Annotated in this window: 19 protein-coding genes; 13 read left to right on the top strand and 6 right to left on the bottom strand. The window is 41.0% G+C overall.

All coding sequences use genetic code 11. From position 1 onward, the window contains the following. Window positions 1-6: 6 nt before the first annotated feature. The 11 genes from H8B17_RS09125 (at window position 7) to H8B17_RS20885 (ending at window position 11575) form a co-directional block, all read left to right on the top strand. On the top strand, window positions 7-882 hold the full coding sequence (locus tag H8B17_RS09125; protein WP_190308879.1) for a DUF5017 domain-containing protein: 876 nt from the start codon (window positions 7-9) through the stop codon (window positions 880-882). A gap of 1 nt (window position 883) precedes the next feature. Continuing rightward, complete coding sequence (locus H8B17_RS09120) at window positions 884-2299, top strand: PKD domain-containing protein (protein ID WP_190308878.1); 1416 nt, start codon at window positions 884-886, stop codon at window positions 2297-2299. 27 nt (window positions 2300-2326) lie between these two features. Continuing rightward, entirely contained in the window at window positions 2327-3505 is a 1179-nt protein-coding gene (locus H8B17_RS09115) for an alginate lyase family protein (protein WP_190308877.1), read from the top strand. 77 nt (window positions 3506-3582) lie between these two features. Beyond that, window positions 3583-5937 carry an alginate lyase family protein gene (locus H8B17_RS09110; protein WP_190308876.1) on the top strand — a complete coding sequence of 785 codons (2355 nt, stop codon included), beginning with the start codon at window positions 3583-3585 and terminating at the stop codon, window positions 5935-5937. Between the two features lie 28 nt (window positions 5938-5965). Then, on the top strand, window positions 5966-7234 hold the full coding sequence (locus tag H8B17_RS09105; RefSeq protein ID WP_190308875.1) for a glycoside hydrolase family 88 protein: 1269 nt from the start codon (window positions 5966-5968) through the stop codon (window positions 7232-7234). Between the two features lie 750 nt (window positions 7235-7984). Continuing rightward, on the top strand, window positions 7985-8131 hold the full coding sequence (locus tag H8B17_RS09100) for a four-helix bundle copper-binding protein (protein WP_190308874.1): 147 nt from the start codon (window positions 7985-7987) through the stop codon (window positions 8129-8131). 282 nt (window positions 8132-8413) lie between these two features. Then, window positions 8414-10429: a BCCT family transporter gene (locus H8B17_RS09095; RefSeq protein ID WP_190308873.1), complete on the top strand. Its 2016-nt coding sequence runs from the start codon at window positions 8414-8416 to the stop codon at window positions 10427-10429. 78 nt (window positions 10430-10507) lie between these two features. After that, window positions 10508-10768 (top strand): DUF389 domain-containing protein, encoded by a 261-nt coding sequence (locus H8B17_RS20610; protein WP_223816454.1) that lies wholly within the window; start codon window positions 10508-10510, stop codon window positions 10766-10768. 3 nt (window positions 10769-10771) lie between these two features. Continuing rightward, window positions 10772-11122, top strand: a complete 351-nt coding sequence (locus H8B17_RS20605) for a DUF389 domain-containing protein (RefSeq protein WP_317171021.1) — start codon at window positions 10772-10774, stop codon at window positions 11120-11122. A 94-nt stretch (window positions 11123-11216) separates the two neighbouring features. Next, window positions 11217-11468: a Fic family protein gene (locus H8B17_RS09085; RefSeq protein ID WP_317171000.1), complete on the top strand. Its 252-nt coding sequence runs from the start codon at window positions 11217-11219 to the stop codon at window positions 11466-11468. Further along, on the top strand, window positions 11465-11575 hold the full coding sequence (locus H8B17_RS20885) for a hypothetical protein (RefSeq protein ID WP_380933595.1): 111 nt from the start codon (window positions 11465-11467) through the stop codon (window positions 11573-11575). Before H8B17_RS09085 ends, H8B17_RS20885 begins: the two co-directional genes overlap by 4 nt. Window positions 11576-11775: 200 nt before the next feature. On the opposite strand, the gene H8B17_RS09080 is transcribed toward H8B17_RS20885, so the two are convergent. The 5 genes from H8B17_RS09080 to H8B17_RS09060 all read right to left on the bottom strand — a co-directional run bounded on the left by H8B17_RS09080 (window position 11776) and on the right by H8B17_RS09060 (window position 15969). Beyond that, window positions 11776-12930 (bottom strand): TlpA family protein disulfide reductase, encoded by a 1155-nt coding sequence (locus H8B17_RS09080; protein ID WP_190308872.1) that lies wholly within the window; start codon window positions 12928-12930, stop codon window positions 11776-11778. A 237-nt stretch (window positions 12931-13167) separates the two neighbouring features. After that, entirely contained in the window at window positions 13168-13809 is a 642-nt protein-coding gene (locus H8B17_RS09075) for an alpha/beta hydrolase (protein WP_190308871.1), read from the bottom strand. Window positions 13810-13956: 147 nt separating this feature from the next. Then, on the bottom strand, window positions 13957-14703 hold the full coding sequence (locus tag H8B17_RS09070; RefSeq protein ID WP_190308870.1) for a hypothetical protein: 747 nt from the start codon (window positions 14701-14703) through the stop codon (window positions 13957-13959). Window positions 14704-14851: 148 nt separating this feature from the next. After that, window positions 14852-15643: a hypothetical protein gene (locus H8B17_RS09065; RefSeq protein ID WP_223816452.1), complete on the bottom strand. Its 792-nt coding sequence runs from the start codon at window positions 15641-15643 to the stop codon at window positions 14852-14854. A 65-nt stretch (window positions 15644-15708) separates the two neighbouring features. Further along, window positions 15709-15969 (bottom strand): hypothetical protein, encoded by a 261-nt coding sequence (locus H8B17_RS09060; protein WP_190308869.1) that lies wholly within the window; start codon window positions 15967-15969, stop codon window positions 15709-15711. A gap of 159 nt (window positions 15970-16128) precedes the next feature. On the opposite strand from H8B17_RS09060, the gene H8B17_RS09055 reads away from it, so the two are divergent. After that, complete coding sequence (locus H8B17_RS09055) at window positions 16129-16458, top strand: nucleotide pyrophosphohydrolase (protein WP_190308868.1); 330 nt, start codon at window positions 16129-16131, stop codon at window positions 16456-16458. Between the two features lie 191 nt (window positions 16459-16649). Next, window positions 16650-18359: a DUF2075 domain-containing protein gene (locus tag H8B17_RS09050; protein WP_190308867.1), complete on the top strand. Its 1710-nt coding sequence runs from the start codon at window positions 16650-16652 to the stop codon at window positions 18357-18359. A gap of 274 nt (window positions 18360-18633) precedes the next feature. Here H8B17_RS09050 and H8B17_RS09045 read toward each other — a convergent pair whose 3' ends face one another. Then, window positions 18634-18894 carry a hypothetical protein gene (locus tag H8B17_RS09045; protein ID WP_190308866.1) on the bottom strand — a complete coding sequence of 87 codons (261 nt, stop codon included), beginning with the start codon at window positions 18892-18894 and terminating at the stop codon, window positions 18634-18636. Between the last annotated feature and the right edge of the window lie 4 nt (window positions 18895-18898).

Below are 18898 nucleotides of genomic sequence, written 5' to 3'. Positions count from 1 at the left end.
TTAGCCATGAAAAATATACTAAATTATGCTTTTGTACTCATTAGTATGATGACGATAGCATCTTGTGATCGATATGAAGACCTCAAGGTATCCCAGCCAGATTTTGATGTCTATACCTTGTCAGATACATATAACGTGGGTGATACCATTAGGTTCATACTCGAAGGAAAAGCAGACGTAATCACATTCTACTCGGGGGAAGTAGGTGACTTGCAGTTATCATTCGCAAGTCAGGTGCGGTTTGGATCCCAGGAAAACCAACTCCGTGTGATGGCGTCTTCGGATTTTAATGGGGACTACACCGAATCCGGTATTAATACTGCCACATGGCACGATATCACAGACCGTTTCTTACTCGGTATTAATACAACCCTAAGACCGTCAGGCACAGCTAGTATAACCGATCTGGTGATCGAAGGGCATCCTTTGTATATTGCTTTTCGTTATGTAGGAGAAGCTAGTGCGACAGCTACCCAACGTAACTGGTGGGTCAATCATTTTAAGGTCGACGTAGCATTACCAGGATCTGTATCCAATGTCGCCTTGCACACATCTGTGGATTGGAAGTTTGTCAATTTTGCCGGAAATGCAACCGGAGCAGGGTGGGGATGGTCAGCAGACGGGCCAGGTGGCCGCTTGTTATTTGACCCCGCAGGGAGTACTACATACGCAGAAGGATGGGCAATAGCAGATCCGATAGATACCGATGCGCTACAACCCGGAGGGGTACCTATTAAAGCTGTTATTGATCGACAGCAGAAAGAATATCATTACGTGTTTAACCAATCCGGGATGTACAATACGAGGTTTGAAGCCGTGAATGTTACCGCACTTGAAGAAAAGAAAGCCACTCGAACCATTTCGATAACTATTGAACCCTAGCATGATGATTCGTTTTTTGGGATTGTTACTCTATGCAGCCATATGCCAACAAGCAGCGGCATGGCCTATGTATATTGACTTCAATATTGGAGATGACCACCATATCACTTTACAAGATAGATATGGTGAGAAGCATACGTGCAAATTAAAACTAGTAAGCATTGATCATGAATATGAACCTAATTACTGGCATCGTATCCCCAAGGAATATCAAGCCAAACACTTAAAAAGTGTACGTTTGTCCTTAGAGGTGAATGGCAGAAAAGTGGAATTAATAAAGCGGCCCTATCAAAGCCCTGTTTCAGTCGACGGTTTCCGCCTATATGTAGAGGATACGAAAAGATGGGCAAAAGAAGCCTCTTTTTTAGCGATAGAAAACTTTCTAAAAGACGCGCGTATTGCGGTAGCACTTGACAACGAAAGCTGGGGACCGAGTGATATGCTATTTCCGATACGATCCTATCGGTGGGGATCATCCCCTTATCAAAACACTTGGGGATCATTAGTGCCTTATAATTCCTTATACTACCACCGCGGAGAGGATTTTGGAGCTATTCCAGATCAACTTGAAGTACAGGCTATTCTTGAAGGGACTGTGATGGAAACTCCTTTGCCTAAAGGAGATGGTAAAAGTAATGCCATTGTTGTGCGGCATGACGCAGATTTTACTTATCGTGTCTCACATGTCAATACGACTACAGTTCAAAAAAATATCCAAAAAGACGTTCATATTGAAGACGGTGAAATACTGGCCAAGACCGGGAATACCTATCGTCGCCCAGGAGCGCAGTATAGAGATCCCCATCTACACATTGATTTTACGTACAAAGGTAGACCAGTTAGTACATTTCCATTTTTGATCGAAGCATATTTCCGTGACTATCCGGAAAATTTAATAGCTATATCCGGAAGCTATGCTTATACCATGCCCGGAGAAGAAGTAGCGTTAGATGCCACCAGAAGTATTGTCCGTACCGGGCACCGTATTATTGATTATACCTGGAAATTGCACGACGGGCAGATCGTCAACCAAGCAAAACATAAACTTCGCTATTCTCGTCCCGGGTTATATACAGAAGAATTGATTGTTCGAACCGATGATGGATCTGAAGATCGAGACTTTTTGCAGGTGCGCGTCTTTGATAATCGGAATAATGAATCATTAGCATACGGTTGGGCATACCATACACCGGTACGAGGGCTGAGACCGGGACAGACAGTACGTTTCTGGAATCGACTCACGGGGATAAAAGGAGATGTATCGCTCGATACCGGCGACGGTTCGTCTGCAAAAACCATAGAAAAAGAATACGAGTATCAATATGCTAATCCGGGAACTTACACAGCAACTTTTTCGGGGAGAGGAACAGATGGTCATGAGGTGACGGTAAAAATGAAAATTGTTGTAGAAGAATAACAAATTATACACTAAAATTAAATCATTATGAAAAAAGCGTTTAAATTAATCAGTTTAAATTTACTTATTTGCTTAGCTTTTATCTCTTGTTCGTTTCAAGAGGAGCTATATTTAGCTCACGAAGAAGAGAAGCTGACTAATTTATCTCCGGTAATGGTAATCCCCGTCCCGGCAGATACTTTGTTTCCACGTCTACTTCATACCCAGGATCAGCTTACGTTTGTTCGAGGCAAAGTGGATGGAGGACTGGAGCCCTGGAGCAGTGCCTATGATGATTTTATCGATAAAGCAGACGCATTCAAGACAATTAGTCATCATGCAACAGATACTGTCTATGTGCCAAAATATTATGAAGATACCCCCGGTCATCGAGCCGCAAAGGCCGGTATACTTAGCGATGGTCACGGGGCGTATACAACTGCACTGGCATTTTCCCTAACAGGTGACACATCCTATGCTGAAAAGGCTATTTATTTTCTCAATGCATGGGCGCAGACGAACGTTGCGATTTCCCATGCCGATGATAGCCGACTCATTGCAGCTTATGGTATGGCAGGACTGCTTGCTGCTGCTGACTTGTTAATGGGGCATACGGTTTGGCCTACGATAGACAAGAATCAGTTTAAAGTGTGGTTGGAGGATGTGTATGTTCCAGCCGTAGCAACCACCAAAGCATGGACAGATAATAAAGGAGATTGGGGAACTTTCGCGGTAGCTGCTTCTTATCATTTACTAGAGGACGATACAAAGCTCACATTCGAAATCAACCGCGTAAAATTACGCATGGACAAAAATATTGCGAGTGATGGCCATATGCCCAAAGAAGTACTTCGGGGAGTTAATGGATTATGGTATACTTATTTTGCATTAACCCCCATCACCATGACTGCTCAATTGGCTTTAAATAGGGATCAAGATGATATATTTAATTTTGTTCCGGATACCGCTGGTACGTTGAAACAGGCACTTGACTATTTGCACTATTACGTGCAGCATAAAGATGAATGGCCACATTATCCAATGGGCGCGGGTGGTCCACAAGACGACGATTGGCCGGTAGACCTATTGGAAGCAATGAATGATTTTTATGATGATGAGTATGAAACATTTGTTTCAGGACATAGACCGATAAAAGGAGGATACGACGGAACAACAATAACGCACTCAGGATGGTTTTATCCAACCCTGATGAAAATGCCAAGATAAAGGTCGGATAATGTTAAGGTTGGGGCAATAATCTATATATGATGATATTTTTAAGAGTTGGAAAACGAATTTTGCTGATGCTGATGATAATGCTGTGTACGACGTATGCGGGGCATGCACAAGATTACTATATTTTTAATGAAATGGTAGGTGAGTATGATATTCATGCCAAGGTAGGACCAGAGGAGTATCTAAACTACAGGCGTTTGAAAAGTCCAGCACGGTGGAATGTAGACCCAATAGCTTTGCAACCCGGCAATAAAATTAGTACCGATGCAAAAGCAGACAGCATATGCGCACATTATCTTCGCGATGATATTAGTCCCCATCCCTACGTAAAAGGTGCTGTATTTATGGGCGAGGATTTTGATTGGCTCCACAATCCCAGAAAGCCAACGGATCCCGCTTTTACGGATGAATGGACATGGATAGTTGTTGGTCGTATGAAATTTTTAGAACATCTGGTGCAAGCATATCAACATACAAATAATGAAAAGTATGGAAAAAAAGCTTTATGGTTCCTGCAAGATTTTCTAGAGCAGCATCCACTTCAATCCGATTATAGCGAATCAGATTCTTCGACGAAATTATGGAGAACATTGGAGGTCGCCATTCGCGTAACTTCTATTATGAATACCTACTTTGCATTACGAGACGCGCCCTTTTTTACTGCTTCAGATCAAATGATAGTTTCTACTTTAGCGTATCAACATGCCCATAGACTAAAGGGTATGCTTCTATCAAGACCAGATCGGACCGGTAATCACGTTACAACCGAAAGCTATGCATTGTATGTTGTCGGAGCATTATTTCCTGAATTTAAAGATGCCGAAAACTGGCGGAAAATAGCTGTTGAAAGATACATACGGGAGATTGATAGAGTCGTACCTCCTGATGGTTTACAAGCGGAGTTGTCTCCTAGCTATCATTACGGCGTCGTAGCATCTTATCATAATCTGTATGATATCGCTACTTTGAATAATTTTCCGTTGCCTGAGGGCTTTATAGAGAAACTGCAATTAATGTACCGCGCGCCTGTCTTGATAATGGATCAAACAGGAGATTTTGTCCGTACCAATGATTCTAATCCTAGGAATATTCGCGCACTATCAAAAAAAGGTCTCTCATTGGGCTACGATCCATTATTGGCTTGGGCGGCTTCTGATGGCAAGGAAGGCATAGCACCAGCGACTTCCACTGTATTACCTTATGCGGGATTCTATGCGATGCGAAGCGGCTGGAAAAAGGAAGACCAATTTCTGTTTTTTAGAGGCGGACCGCAAGGGATAGGGCATGCAGAGCAGGATATGTTGCAGGTGGTCATGAAAGCTTATGGCAAATCATTGCTATTCGACCCGGGAAAATATAATTATGATCAGTCAGAATGGCGTCGTTTTGCTATCAATACGTCCTCACATAACACAATTATTGTAGATGGCAAGTGGCAGTACCGAAAGAAACAGATACCTAAAACCTATCTCCCGGTTGATAATACCTGGGTGACGACGCCATTATTTGACTATGTCTCTGCTACTTACGATAGTGGGTATGTAACGAATGAATATGACCCGAGCAAACAATATCGTCCTGAAAGGTGGATGGATGATCGGGATACCTCTGTTCGTCATACGCGGCACGTTTTATATCTCAAACCGTTTTATGCGCTAATTCTCGATCAGTTGGATGGCACAGGTTATCATACGTACGATGCACATTTTCATTTAAATGCGAACTCTGCAACAATTGATACCGTTGCCAACGCAGTATATAGCAAAAGTGAAGATGATGCCCAGATAGCATTGTTTGCGTTGGAAACTGAAAACTTAACTACAGAACTTATTCAGGGACAGAAAGACCCCATGCTTGGATGGATGCCAAGTGAACACCGGCCAATTCCCACCGCACGCTATCGGAAACAACAAGACACTCCCGCAATATTTGCAACAATATTGTATCCTTTTTTAGAAAATAAAGAGTACCCTGATATTAATGTTAGTGATATTAACCTAACCCGAACAGAAACCGTTTGGGCAAAAAATATACGCACATCGAAAGAAGATCTATCGGTGTTGGTTTCAAAAACGGGTAAGTCGCAATTATTTTCTTTCAGAAAACACTCGATTGGTAAAGTTATGTGCAATGCAGAAGGTATGGTTTTTCGTAAAAAGATCGGTTTAGTAGACGAGGCAACCTATATAGGTGGTTGGCAGCTGTCATTTTATCAAAGTAAAAAAATTACTTTTAAAGTAAGTAAAGCCACTGATATCGTGTTTTCACATCAAGGAGGTGTTTTATTGATGCTCAATTCGGGAGAGGACCCCGTTGAGGTAGACTTAACAAGGCCTTTCAAAAAAAGAGTTATTTTACAACCAAAGCAATGGCTACAACTAACTAAACAAGAAATTATAAATATTGATACACCGCTCAATTAAACATTATCCATTTATAAAAAAACGACAAATGAAAACTAATAACGGCATACAGGTATTCTTTTTTTTAACGTTATTTGTGTTTTTTTCCAGTTGTATTAACAAGAAAAACGACACTTACATTGCAACTAATTTCTCGTTGGCCGAGCAGCAGTATACGAATATGTTGACGACGGCTACCGATCTCACGCAATACCCAAGAACATCTGAATTGGACGGTTCACTACGTACGGTAGACATTCATAATTGGACAGGTGGATTCTGGCCAGGTAATCTGTGGTATGTCTATGAATTTACAAAAAATGATAAATGGAAAAAAGAAGCTGTTCGGTGGACAGAATCATTAGAACGAAACAAATATAATACCAGTCATCATGATATAGGTTTTATGATGTATTGTAGTTATGGCAATGCATATCGGTTAACGCAGAAGGAAGCATATCGAGATGTTCTGATCCAGTCAGCGCGTTCATTATGCGAACGATACTCGCCAGCAGTGGGCAGTATCATGTCTTGGAATCCGCGTAAATCTATAGGTGGAAAGAATAGCTGGGATTTTCCCGTAATCATCGATAACATGATTAATCTCGAGCTTTTATTTTTTGCCTTTGAGCATACCGGGGACAGTGTTTTTAGAGATATTGCAATTCGTCATGCAGAACGAACGATGACCAATCACGTTCGTTCTGATTTTAGTACATTTCATGTGATCGACTATAATCCTCAAACAGGAGAAGTACTGCATCGTCAGACCGCTCAGGGATTGGCTGATAGCTCTACTTGGGCTCGTGGGCAAGCTTGGGGAATCTATGGTTTTACGATGATGTATAGATTCACAAGAGACGATAAATTTCTAACAACAGCTACAGGGTTGGCAGATTTCTTTTTAAACAATAAAAATCTACCAGATGATTTTGTGCCCTATTGGGATTTCAATGCATCTGATAAGATTACTAATTTAGACTGGGAGTATGATTCATCACGTTTTACAGAACCTCCTAGAGACGCTTCGGCAGCAGCTATTACGGCTTCCGCTCTTTTAGAGCTTTCTACCTTTGTTAAAGAGGAGGAGAAACAAAAAAAATATTTTAACGCTGCGGAACGCATGCTACATAATCTCAGCACTGCTCCTTATATTGCTAAACCAGGAGAAAACAATAATTTTATATTGAAACATAGTGTCGGCAATTTGCCCGGCAACAATGAGGTTGATGTGCCATTGGTGTATGCGGATTATTATTTTCTGGAAGCATTGTTACGACACCAGCGCTTGCTTGCAGGACGAAATTTACAAACATAATTTATCAGATCACCCTTTTTTCGAACATTACTTAAACCGTATTCGCACACTGTTCGCACCTTGTTCGCCCATTCAACGGGGATTTACCGAGTGTTTACCGAGGATTTACCGTACGCAACACGGTAAATCCTCGGTACTTTCCCGGTAAAATGCCGGTAGTCTTCCGAACAACTTACGAATAAGTGGCGAATAAATAGCGAACCAAGTATAAAGAAAGAGTAAATGAAACTCCCACAAAATTCGTGAATTTAGCCATCAAGCCGTTTTTGAAACACACCATGACAGCTATCAGCTTGTAGTACAGGTTCTATTCTTCCACGTCAGAAGAGGAAGGCCCTGGGAATTTTACATTTAATTGGTCAAAAAGAGCGCGAATCTTTTTTCGCCAACTTGACCGGGCTACTGGCCAACTTTTCTGATCTTTCATAATGTCAACTCTATTTTGTGAATGGTGAGGCCTTGATTTTCTGCCTTGTATATCTCCGTCGTCAACCTTCAATAAAGTTAAGGGCTGATCTATTGGATTTGTCTCTCCGTCGAGATCAAATATAGTACGAAGATTCTCTGCTGAAAATAGAGAACGTTTTCTTTCAAGCTGATCAAAAGGTATATCAATGGGAATTTTTCAGAAAGAAGGTCAAGATCATAAATATCTTTTTGAGTAGCTCGGTTTGCGGCCGACATCATCTTAAAAAATGTATCCAGTTCAATTTTGAATGTACTATAGTCTGTGATGCTGCTGTAAAAGTTATGAGTATCGACGGGCTGTTAAGTACAGAACTTTGCAAACTATGTGCGGATATCTGCGAAAGATGTGCAGATGAATGTGAAAAGCATGCAGATATGGGAATGGAGCATTACCGCCAGTGTGCTGAAGCTTGCCGCGTCTGTGCCTGAGCTTGTAAGGAAATGTCAGCGGCTTAGGATCCGATACGGGATATTGATTCGAGGCATAAATTCCAATAACAAGGAACAACTGAATTGCACGGCAAAGCGTTCATAAATTATTAATTTTTTATAAGCAAAGCTGATAAGATTGTATATCAAAATGAATTTAATTAGGTTTGTATGGTCGTTCTGTGATTCCCAAATGTAGTTTTAAGGAATTGTCGCGGGCAGAACTTCTTTGATTATTTATTGAATGCTATTACCAAAAGGCCTAGTATTTTAAAGTTCCATATGAAAAAACCTGTAAGAATAAGAACAACACTCAGCAAAGGCGTCGTCGTTCCCAGTCTGATCTTCATCGTAGGTATCTGTCTATTATCTGCTGTTTACCCGAGCCTTACAGAAAACCTGCTTAGCACGGTTAAGAACTTTATCTTTGTAAACCTGAATTACGTTTATGTCTGGTCGGTAACCATCTTTGTCCTGTTTTTAGTTTACCTGATGTTCAGTAAATATGGTAACATTCGGTTAGGAAGAAACGACAGCAAACCCACCTATTCTTTCTTTTCGTGGATCTCAATGCTTTTTGCTGCCGGTATGGGTATCGGGTTAATGTATTTCAGTGTTGCAGAACCGATGCAGCATTATTCCAATGAGGTGTTTTCGGGTAACACAGCCGTCCAGCGAGCTAAAGACGCACAACTGTACACCTTTTTCCATTGGGGCATCCATGCTTGGGCTATTTATGGCGTTGTAGGACTGTCTTTGGCCTATTTTGCCTACCGCTACCGTTTACCTCTTTCCTTGCGTAGCTGTTTCTATCCTTTGTTGAAAGATAAGATCAAAGGCACATGGGGAAATACGATTGATGTATTCGCACTTTGCAGTACTTTTTTTGGAATTACCACCACATTGGGTTTTGGGGTAGTGCAGATCAACTCCGGTCTGGAAACACTAAATATCTTGCCGGGAACCAGCTTTATATACCAGGTATTAATTGTCGGTGTATTGGTTTCACTTTCTATTATATCTGCCGTGAGCGGAGTGGACAAGGGCGTAAGGATATTGAGCAATATCAATATTGTAAGTGTTGTCATACTCCTACTTTTTGTTTTGACCCTCGGACCTACGGTATATCTGATAGGAAGTTTCACGGAAGGGATCGGGACATATATCAATGAATTCTTTAGCTTAACATTCAACACACATGTGTACGAAGAGAACACGCAACAATGGTTTTATGACTGGACTATACTTTATTGGGCGTGGTGGATTTCGTGGTCGCCTTACGTCGGGCTATTTATCGCTAAAATTTCGAAGGGACGAACGATACGGGAGTTTGTAGCGGCAGTCTTAATTATCCCTACTCTGTTTAATTTTATATGGATGACTGTTTTTGGAAACAGTGCGATATGGTTTGATGCCAACGTTGCCGACGGGGCATTGAGTCAACTCGCTGGCAATCCCGATGCCCTGATGTTCCGTTTCTTGGAATACCTGCCATTAACCGAAATCGCCAGTTTTTTGACTATTGCTATCATCATTATCTTCTTTGTAACGTCTGCTGATTCCGGTATGTTTGTCATGAACAGTATAGCGACAAAAAACGCCCCGATATCTCCGAAATGGCAGACCATCGGCTGGGGTGTCCTGCTTGCCGTATTGGCACTGATGCTATTGAACGCTGGCGGACTGACCGCCTTGCAAAGTATGACATTGATTACAGCATTGCCGTTTTCGCTTATCATGCTGCTATTCATCGTCAGCCTGATAAAGGCACTGTCCATTGATAGAAGCTATTACGAACGTGATTTTTCAGCAACGACGATACCCTGGTCAGGAGAATTTTGGAAGGAGCGTTTGAAACAGATCGTCTCCTTCAGTGATAAGAAGTCTGTCGTTGGTTTTATTGATACAACAGTTAGAGACGCCTTTGTGGAATTGCAGGAGGAGTTTTCCAGAAATGATGTCGAGGCTAAAGTTAATTTCTACGAAAATCCCCATAGAATAGAGATAGAGATTAAATACGATGTTGTAAATAATTTTTTGTACGGGGTGAAAGGAGAATCAAGAATTGTATCCGATTACCTGCTGAATGAAGAGAACCTGCCGGATATAGAAGGAAACCAAACATTTTTCCCTAAATCCTATTTTGGCGACGATCGCGAGGGATATGATGTACGATTTTTTACCAAAAACGAATTGATTTCTGACGTACTGAAACATTACGAGCGGTTTATAGAGATTATTTCTGAAGAACGCAATGAAATGTTTATCAGTAGCAATACCAACCGTAGGTTAAGATAACGACTGCAGGACAATAAACTTAAACGCATTTTTCTTTTTTCCTATATTTACTTTTTCTATAAATATACTCGTCAGAATATGAGCAAAATCCTCCGTTTCTTTGACCTTCATAATGGGGAAGACAAAAAGGAAACCGTCCTGGAAAGTGTTGTCAGCAACATTTCTTTCCGTGGCGCAAATGCCTGGATATTGGCCTGTGCCATCGTTATCGCATCCATTGGCCTGAACGTCAACTCCACTGCAGTGATCATCGGCGCTATGTTAATTTCACCATTAATGCGGCCGATCGTAGGTGCGGGATTTGCTTTGGGGACGTTCGACTTTGCCTTGCTTCAATAGTCGATAAAAAACCTCATGATAGCAACAGGTATCAGCCTTTTGGTTTCGTTCCTTTATTTTTCGTTGAGTCCGTTCAAGGAAGCACAGTCTGAGCTTTTAGCCCGTACTTCGCCGAATATCTATGATGTACTGATTGCTTTTTTCGGAGGTCTGGTGGGTGTTATAGCTACTACACGCGTAAACAAAGGTAACCCGATACCGGGAGTAGCGATTGCCACGGCACTGATGCCCCCTTTATGTACTGCCGGCTACGGGCTTGCTATAGGGAACATAAGTTATATATGGTATATGATAGAACGAAATCTTTCAACGATCTTCCATTACTGCCTCCTGAAAATATTGGTGAGGATGTAGACATTCTAAAAAAAATGGTCACGGCGTCAAGAGTATAATTGCCATTTTCCGGCAAATCAAAAATACATCAGGTAGCATACGACCGCCTCATACATTGACGGTAATCCAACGTGGGCAGAGTGAATTTAGATCGGGGGAAATCATCTATACCCCTCCAAGAGGAACCGGTCTGATTGCACGATTAATGGAGAACCTACTGGACTACTTAAATGATGATAAATTATCCGATACAGATCCATTACTTAAGATGTGCGTAGCGCATTATCAATTTGAAGCCATACATCCTTTTCCCGATGGGAATGGTCGTACAGGACGGATATTAAACTTACCTCCAGAACAACATTGACCAAATATTTCAATGAACTGGTCGCCGCACGAATACTCACATCAGCGAAAGACGGACGAGAAGTTTTTTATATCAACGAGGATTTGATTCGCATATTGGAGGGGTAAACCATCGTTTACTTATATTCGGTCGGACGATATCGAATCGATTGCTGACGATCCATTAGAACCTAAGCAGGCATTGCCGCTCATAGTTCTATAATTAGCTTATCCGTGCAATCCATATATCTAACAATAAAGTCGAAAGATGGGGCTAGAAAAGTCTTGCCGACTAGTATGAGTATCCATATAGTCTTCTCATTAAGCTCTCACTTCATTAAATCCTGTATTTCTGCGAAAAAATCTTCCGTTGCACCTACAAATCTTTTAACTATTTTCAAATTTTTATCAATCACGATCTTCGTAGGATATGTAGTGATACCGTACATTATAGCTACATCGTCTTTGTCGGAATTTATTAATTGGGGCCATTCCAGATTGTAGTCTCTTATAGCTGCATTCCACTCTTCTTTTTTTTCATTACATGCAATCCCTACGAAGACTATATTTTTCTTGTTTTTTTCATAAAAAGACTTCAATTTAGGGATTTCCTCTAGGCACGGCGGACACCACGTTCCCCAAAACTCCAGAACTATTATTTTTCCTTCGAAGTCTGACAGCGAGACGACTTTGCCATGGTTATCTTTTAACTCGAAATGCGGTGCATCATTCCCTATGTTCAAGGTTTCCTCCGCTAATTTTACAGCGTTAAATTTTTGATAGTTTCTGTAGGAATTTTCAAGGACGTCACGGAACATTCCGTTCCGAATGTCTGTTGTTAGTTTCGGATAGTACGTAGCAAACTTCTCCAGAGAAAATCTAGAAATAAGGTATGCCGACAAATCCTGGTCAAAATTATTATTTACATAGTCTGTTTTGGCTTGGGCAATTTTACCAAAATATTGCTGTCTAGTATGGAATAGTTCGTTGATTTGATCCTCGATTCCGCCATTTTCTCGCATAGAATCCATTTTAAGCTCAATTTTGACAGCTTCTATAGAAGGGGTTTTGTAAGATGTGCGAAACTGCGCCAATTTTCGGCTAACATCATTTCCCGAAGTCTTATAATCAAGATAGCGCTCTTCGAGTTCACCTTCTATAGTGATCTGTTCATCTGGAAGGCTAAAAAGTTCGATAAATTTTGTTTGAGCAACATAAAAACTTCCATCACTTCTTTTATATACCGCTTTATGTGGAATTATCGCATAAGCTGTGGGCTCGGTGGATACTGGATAGGTGAACATATTATTATTCGCTATCAATGTATCTTTATGCATGTCCTTTATATTCGCCAAAGGATATTTCCATATATAAACCGTATCATTGCCGAGTCCCTTTATTGCAGCTGTGATTTGCGCATTTAATCGTCCAAAAGGAGCCATTGCCAAAACAGAAAACAGGGTAACTACTAAAATTTTCATCATTAAGGATTGAAATAAAAAGATATTAAAACAGCACTAAAAAATTAATTTACAAACGTTAGTATTTGTAAAAGTAAACTGTTGCCTTCTGTTATCTAATATTAATTAGGGGGGTGCAGGCTATTCCTCGGTGGTTGTCGGGAAATTGTCGGTGAAGGGGAGAATGTTTTTTAGCTTTGACACAGTCTATTTTACAGTCTCAATCGTATACCATTTTGATGTAGAGAGTTTGCTAAACTATTAACCAATGATCTTCTTCAGCAATTTACTTATTTCTTCTGATTTATTTACCGTCATAAAATGACCACCACCCCGAATTTTATAATCCGTTTTTATGTTTTTAATAGGTAGAATTCTGTCATTGAGACCATGTATATGAACATAATTTGGGGGGATCTGCAGGTTCTCCCAAGTCACTACTTTGTCTATGGCCCAGTAAAGGAATTTATTGTCAGTATCTTCTAAAATCTGTTTTAATAATATTTTGTCGTTCGGTGTCTGAGCTCCAAAGAACCAGTTAGAAATACAATTAGCGCTTTTAAGAAAAGGTGCGGGTATAACGTTATGTATCTTTAGTTTCCCCAAAATCCTATACAGCATTGGTATTTCTTTTCTAGTCTTGGCCGAAGCAATTAAAATTAGCTTGTCAATTGCTATCATTTTTGCAATTTCGACGGCAATAATACCGCCGAAAGAAAGACCAATTAAAATCGGGTTTTCAGCATTTATTTTCTTTGAAATCCTTTTCGCATAATGCTCAATTCTTTCATCCTTTCGAGGTTCAATCCAATCTATGAATTCGATATTTAAGTTTCCGAAATCTATTTTTTGAAAAACTCTTTTGTCGACACCTAAGCCACTAAAAATGTAAACCTTTTTCATATCGATTTAAATTTTAATATATTCCGTTCAATTGATACAACGTTTATTGATTGTTGCTTTTACAGTAACTACTAGCCAAAAGCTGTTCAGCCAACTTTGTGCAATGACTTTCGACGAGCTATTGCCAGTAAGGCGTTCTGTGTTATGTTATCTTAAATTCGGAAAAGGCAGTCTATATGTTAATGAATATTTCTTTCCATTGATTTCAACAGCTTGTTTTTCTTTTAAACTTCTTAAAAGTTTTAGAAAATCTGCAAAATATTTCCGATCTAAATAGATACTGTATAAATTATCACCACGTTTCACGGTAGTTGAGCTGTTGATGTCGCTCCATTTGGAGCTCCACTTTAATGGTTTTTCTGGCGAATGACTATAATCTGTTGCCATAATTTCTATTGTGTCGGGAAACCATTCTTTTGCTATTTCGTCGTCAAACTTTAAAATGTTGTCATATGCGGTTAAAAAATCTTTCGGTGTATTTTCCCTTGCTTCATTTTTAGTATGTTGTAAGTTACCATATACAGCTATTTGTCGCAAAGTATCAAAGTTGAGTAGCAGAATATTTGTCGGCTGGTCTGTCCAACTTGAAGCTTCTGTGTAATCAGGTTGTTTCATTAGGCTATCTGTTATACCAAATGATTTTACTATTTCTTGTGTTTTTTCTGCGTTGTTTTTCACTTCAAAATATTTATATTTTTTATCAACAATTTTGCGATAGATAATTTGACCGTTTTCATATAATGCGAAAGTTGGAACGTCAGAGCCGATAACCATCAACCAAGGGTCGGTTTCAATAAGAACAACAATAGGCTGCCCATATGTTTCATTATAAGTTTGTCCAAATGAAAAAGTCAAACTTAAGGTTATTAAAATTGTCAAAATGTGTTTTGTCATACAATGTGTGTGTTTAAAGTGATAAATACCGAATACGAGACGCCTAATAAGGTAATTTCAAATTCGTCATCCATTCCACTTATCTGATTTCCAAGTACGGAGACGATATTGTTTATCACCCTTGTTAATCTGTACGAATGGTTTGGGTTTATTTGTCCTTCGTTTTTGTAGCCAAAATTTTCATATCCAAATATAAATAAACCCCAGCGACCACCATTGCCACCAGCCCAGAAATCATCGCATTAAACGTTGATGACTCTACTAACATATAGGCGCCAAACACAATCAGAAAAGCGCAAAATGGGTATGCAAAAAGTCGTATTATCATTCTTTTTATACTCCATTCGTTGTTTACTTTTTCAATTTTGACTTCTATCGGCGTATTGTTTAAAACGTCTGTCAAGTTCTTTTTGAATACATCAATATTCTTTTTGTTCTGACCATAAGAAATAATAGAACTTACGTAGTCTGGGTCACAGATGCTGTTTATCAAAAGATGGTTTTTGTATTTTATAATCGTCACCATTTCGCCCCAGCTCCCTGTCCAATTCCAAGATCTATGTGCTCTAAAAAATGTATTATTATTCTTGTCAATACGCCACGATAAGTCCTTCGCAGTCCGCTGAACAACCTCTTGAAATTGTTCTTCGGTGAGAGCAGCATCAATCTCTTTGAATCTAAGCCGTCTATGCTGAACAAAAGCAAATAATCCGGCTAACAATAAAAACGGCAACGCGACGATAAGCAGCTCTTCACCTGTTCGAACGCCGGAATAGGTATCGGTTACATAAATTTCAAATAAGTTCCATGCTGTCAAGAGAACGATAAATAAAAAAAAGAACACAATTTGATAATGCGTAAAAGCCTGCATGGTTGTCAACTTCAGTCGTTTGCTATTTTTCATTCTATCGATCCATTCCTGGTTTCTTTCTAAACGCATTATATAAACTCTGGTAGCATAGATTGTTCATCCTTGTTATACGGTGTTGTTACCTTAATGAAATTTTACACCAAATCCCTAGACTGCATTTCTTTACGGATTTCCTGTTCAATAATTTTATCCCCTGCTGAATTTTTAATGACCAGATATCCGATAACTAAAGGAAAAAACGTAAACAGCCCCAGTCCATTTTTCATTACTCCAAAAAAGAAAATCCCCACGGTGGCTCCAACGATGACGGCGTTTATTATTTTGTTATTCTTGATATTTTTCATTTTTTGGAATAGCTGATCATCAGTAAATTCAGTCAAATTATCTGGTTTCATATAGCGAAATTTTCTTTAGTTGATTTTGGATATAATTCATAATTTCCTTTACCTCTTTAAAAGTAGGAAATATTAGTGAAAATGTTTCTGTAAATTTTCATCCCCAATACTCCCACAAAATTCGTAAATTTAGCCATCAAGCCGTTTTTGAAGCACACCATGACAGATATCGAACAACTCTTGCAGCAGATCAGGAACTTTCGCGACGCCCGCGACTGGCAGCAGTTCCACAATTCCAAAGACCTCGCCGTAGCCCTCAGCATAGAAGCCTCCGAGCTGCTGGAACTATTTCTTTGGAAAGGCAACGAAGACGCCCATCCCGAAAAGCTGAAAGAAGAACTGGCGGACGTGCTGATGTACGCCCTTTTACTGGCCGATAAACATGGGCTCGACATCCAGCAGATCATCGAAGACAAGATCAAGCGCAACGACGAGAAATATCCCGTCGATAAAGCCAAAGGAACAGCCAAAAAATACAACGAACTATGAAGCTATACGCCGGGTCAGCAACCGAGTTTATACAATTAAATATCCAGAACAAGCTTGCCGATATACTCCGCGAGCAATTCCTGCAGCAGTTTGGGTACCATCCCTCCCAAAACGAAATCATGTCCTGGCGCAACTCGCTGTTCCGCCTGTCCGATATCCTCGAACGCCAGAACCTGAGCGACCAGGGCATCATGGTCGAGTATAAACTTCCACTCAGCGCCAAGCGGATCGATGTGGTCATCTACGGGCATGACGAGCAGCACCAAAAACAGGCCGTTATCATCGAACTCAAGCAATGGGAAAAATGCAACTTTACCGATTACGATAGCGATTACGTACTAACTTGGGTCGGTGGCGGCAACCGGCAAGTATTGCACCCCAGTATACAGGTCGGCAACTATCTCTACTACCTCAAAGAGAACAATAGCGCCTTTTATCAAGAAACGAAACCTATTCAACTGTCTGCCTGTAGCTACCTGCACAATTACAGCATCTCCACCGATCAGACATTGCTCGATAACCGTTTCCAAGAAGCTATTGACCGGTTTCCGGTGTATGGAGCAGAAGATCGCGAAGAGCTTTCCGCATTTATACACAACCGTGTCGGGGCAGGCGAGGGGATGACCATCCTCGACGAAGTCGAACACAGCAAACTGCGTCCGTCGAAGAAATTGCTCAAGCAGGTGTCCGACGTGATCAAGCAAAAACTTAACGGCGAGCTGCAACTATTTGGCAGGGCAAAGGCTAAAGGAGACTATATCCTGCTGGACGAACAGCTTATCGTATACGATACGGTCATGTCGCTGGCCCGAAAAACCAAAGGGCAGGATAAATACGCCATCATCGTCAAAGGAGGCGCAGGCACCGGAAAATCCGTCGTAGGGTTGCAGCTATTGGCCGATCTCACCGCGTTGGATATCAACACCCACTATGCCACAGGCTCCAGATCATTTACCGAGACGCTGCGCAAGATATTGGGCAAGGATTCCGCTAGCCTCCTCAAATACTTCTTGTCTTACGGTGGTGCGACACCAAATGCCATTGACGTCCTGTTGATGGATGAGGCGCATCGTATTCGTGAGAAAACACAGGTACGCTATGCCAAATCAACCGGCAGGCTACAAGTGGAAGACTTACTCCATGCCGGCCGCATATGCGTTTTCTTTATCGACGATTATCAAGCCGTGCGGAGAGGAGAAATCGGCTCATCCAGTTTTATCCGTGCGCAAGCCGAAAAGATGGGCTGCACCGTGTATGAATACGATCTGGAATCGCAGTTCCGTAACGGCGGCTCAGAAAAATACAGCCAGTGGATAGATCATACGCTTCATATCCGGCAGACAGCCACGACAGAGTGGCGGCAGGAGGATGCCTTCGAGTTCCGTATTATGGACAGCCCGCATGCTTTGGAGCAGGCGATTCGGGAGAAGGTTGAAGAAGGTTATACCGGCCGGGTGATGGCAGGGTTCTGTTGGCCGTGGACAAAGCAGGCCGATGCCGATGGGGAATTGCACAAAGATGTTGTTGTGGGTGATTATATCCGCCCGTGGAATGCAGACGAGAGCACCAAAGGTATGCGCCGTGGTATTCCTAAATCACAATATTGGGCTTATGACGAGGCAGGTATCGATCAGGTAGGCTGTGTGTATACGGCACAAGGATTTGAATTCGACTATGCCGGTGTCATATTTGGTAACGACCTTAAATATAACCCGGATACCGGCGAATGGGAGGGGTTCCCTGAAAACTCGCACGATGGGCAGGTGAAGGGCAGTGAGGTTTTTGTGCAGCTGGTCAAGAATACGTACCGCGTATTATTAGGACGTGGAATGAAAGCTTGTTATGTGTACTTTATGGATAAGGAGACGGAGCGGTATTTTCGGAGTAGGGTGAGGAAATAAATATTCGAATCCGATTGAGGGATTCCGTTCTATTATTCTTTAATTATTCCTTATCTCAAGAATATGTTTATCTTGAGAAATAGCTAAGCAAAAAATTTAAACTTTTTTACGTCTTTCGAAGCCAACAGCGAAGGAAGTTTTGCAAATGAATCGATAAAATCATTTGGGTGGATCTATATCGGGTATCGTGATGCGTATTGATTAAATAGTGATGTCGTCTGAAGTAGGTATCAGGCGACATACTGAACCCCGCGTCTACCGGACGTGAGGTTTATTATACCCAAACAGAGCCGATCAAATCCTCTTCCCTGATGTTCTGTAAGGCATCACCGATCACTAGAAAGTGCTGCTTATGTGCTGGTCTACTTATCCTTTCCAGCATTTCGTTATCCAAATCAAACAGCTCTCCAAGGTCAACTTTGACCGGTACCCACGTCGGATTGTCGTTTACCAACAGGGATGGCGAATGAAGCGCGGTATATCCCTGTGCTTTCAGTTCGCGCAAAACCTCATGTGTAAGCTGAACAAATCTCATTTTT

The organism is Sphingobacterium arenae (assembly GCF_014692505.1).
Lineage (GTDB): Bacteria > Bacteroidota > Bacteroidia > Sphingobacteriales > Sphingobacteriaceae > Sphingobacterium > Sphingobacterium arenae.
This window is presented reverse-complemented; position numbering and strand designations above follow the sequence as displayed.

Bases quoted from the DNA above. Each gene is read 5' to 3' on its own strand.
- H8B17_RS09110 (WP_190308876.1), top strand. From the start codon at position 3,583: ATGCTGATGATAATGCTGTGTACGACGTATGCGGGGCATGCACAAGAT.
- H8B17_RS09120 (WP_190308878.1), top strand. From the start codon at position 884: ATGATGATTCGTTTTTTGGGATTGTTACTCTATGCAGCCATATGCCAA.
- H8B17_RS09115 (WP_190308877.1), top strand. From the start codon at position 2,327: ATGAAAAAAGCGTTTAAATTAATCAGTTTAAATTTACTTATTTGCTTA.
- H8B17_RS09080 (WP_190308872.1), bottom strand. From the start codon at position 12,930: ATGATGAAAATTTTAGTAGTTACCCTGTTTTCTGTTTTGGCAATGGCT.
- H8B17_RS09050 (WP_190308867.1), top strand. From the start codon at position 16,650: ATGGTCGAGTATAAACTTCCACTCAGCGCCAAGCGGATCGATGTGGTC.
- H8B17_RS09075 (WP_190308871.1), bottom strand. From the start codon at position 13,809: ATGAAAAAGGTTTACATTTTTAGTGGCTTAGGTGTCGACAAAAGAGTT.
- H8B17_RS09065 (WP_223816452.1), bottom strand. From the start codon at position 15,643: ATGCGTTTAGAAAGAAACCAGGAATGGATCGATAGAATGAAAAATAGC.
- H8B17_RS09100 (WP_190308874.1), top strand. From the start codon at position 7,985: ATGAGTATCGACGGGCTGTTAAGTACAGAACTTTGCAAACTATGTGCG.
- H8B17_RS09055 (WP_190308868.1), top strand. From the start codon at position 16,129: ATGACAGATATCGAACAACTCTTGCAGCAGATCAGGAACTTTCGCGAC.
- H8B17_RS09105 (WP_190308875.1), top strand. From the start codon at position 5,966: ATGAAAACTAATAACGGCATACAGGTATTCTTTTTTTTAACGTTATTT.
- H8B17_RS09125 (WP_190308879.1), top strand. From the start codon at position 7: ATGAAAAATATACTAAATTATGCTTTTGTACTCATTAGTATGATGACG.
- H8B17_RS09095 (WP_190308873.1), top strand. From the start codon at position 8,414: ATGAAAAAACCTGTAAGAATAAGAACAACACTCAGCAAAGGCGTCGTC.
- H8B17_RS20610 (WP_223816454.1), top strand. From the start codon at position 10,508: ATGAGCAAAATCCTCCGTTTCTTTGACCTTCATAATGGGGAAGACAAA.
- H8B17_RS09070 (WP_190308870.1), bottom strand. From the start codon at position 14,703: ATGACAAAACACATTTTGACAATTTTAATAACCTTAAGTTTGACTTTT.
- H8B17_RS09045 (WP_190308866.1), bottom strand. From the start codon at position 18,894: ATGAGATTTGTTCAGCTTACACATGAGGTTTTGCGCGAACTGAAAGCA.
- H8B17_RS09060 (WP_190308869.1), bottom strand. From the start codon at position 15,969: ATGAAACCAGATAATTTGACTGAATTTACTGATGATCAGCTATTCCAA.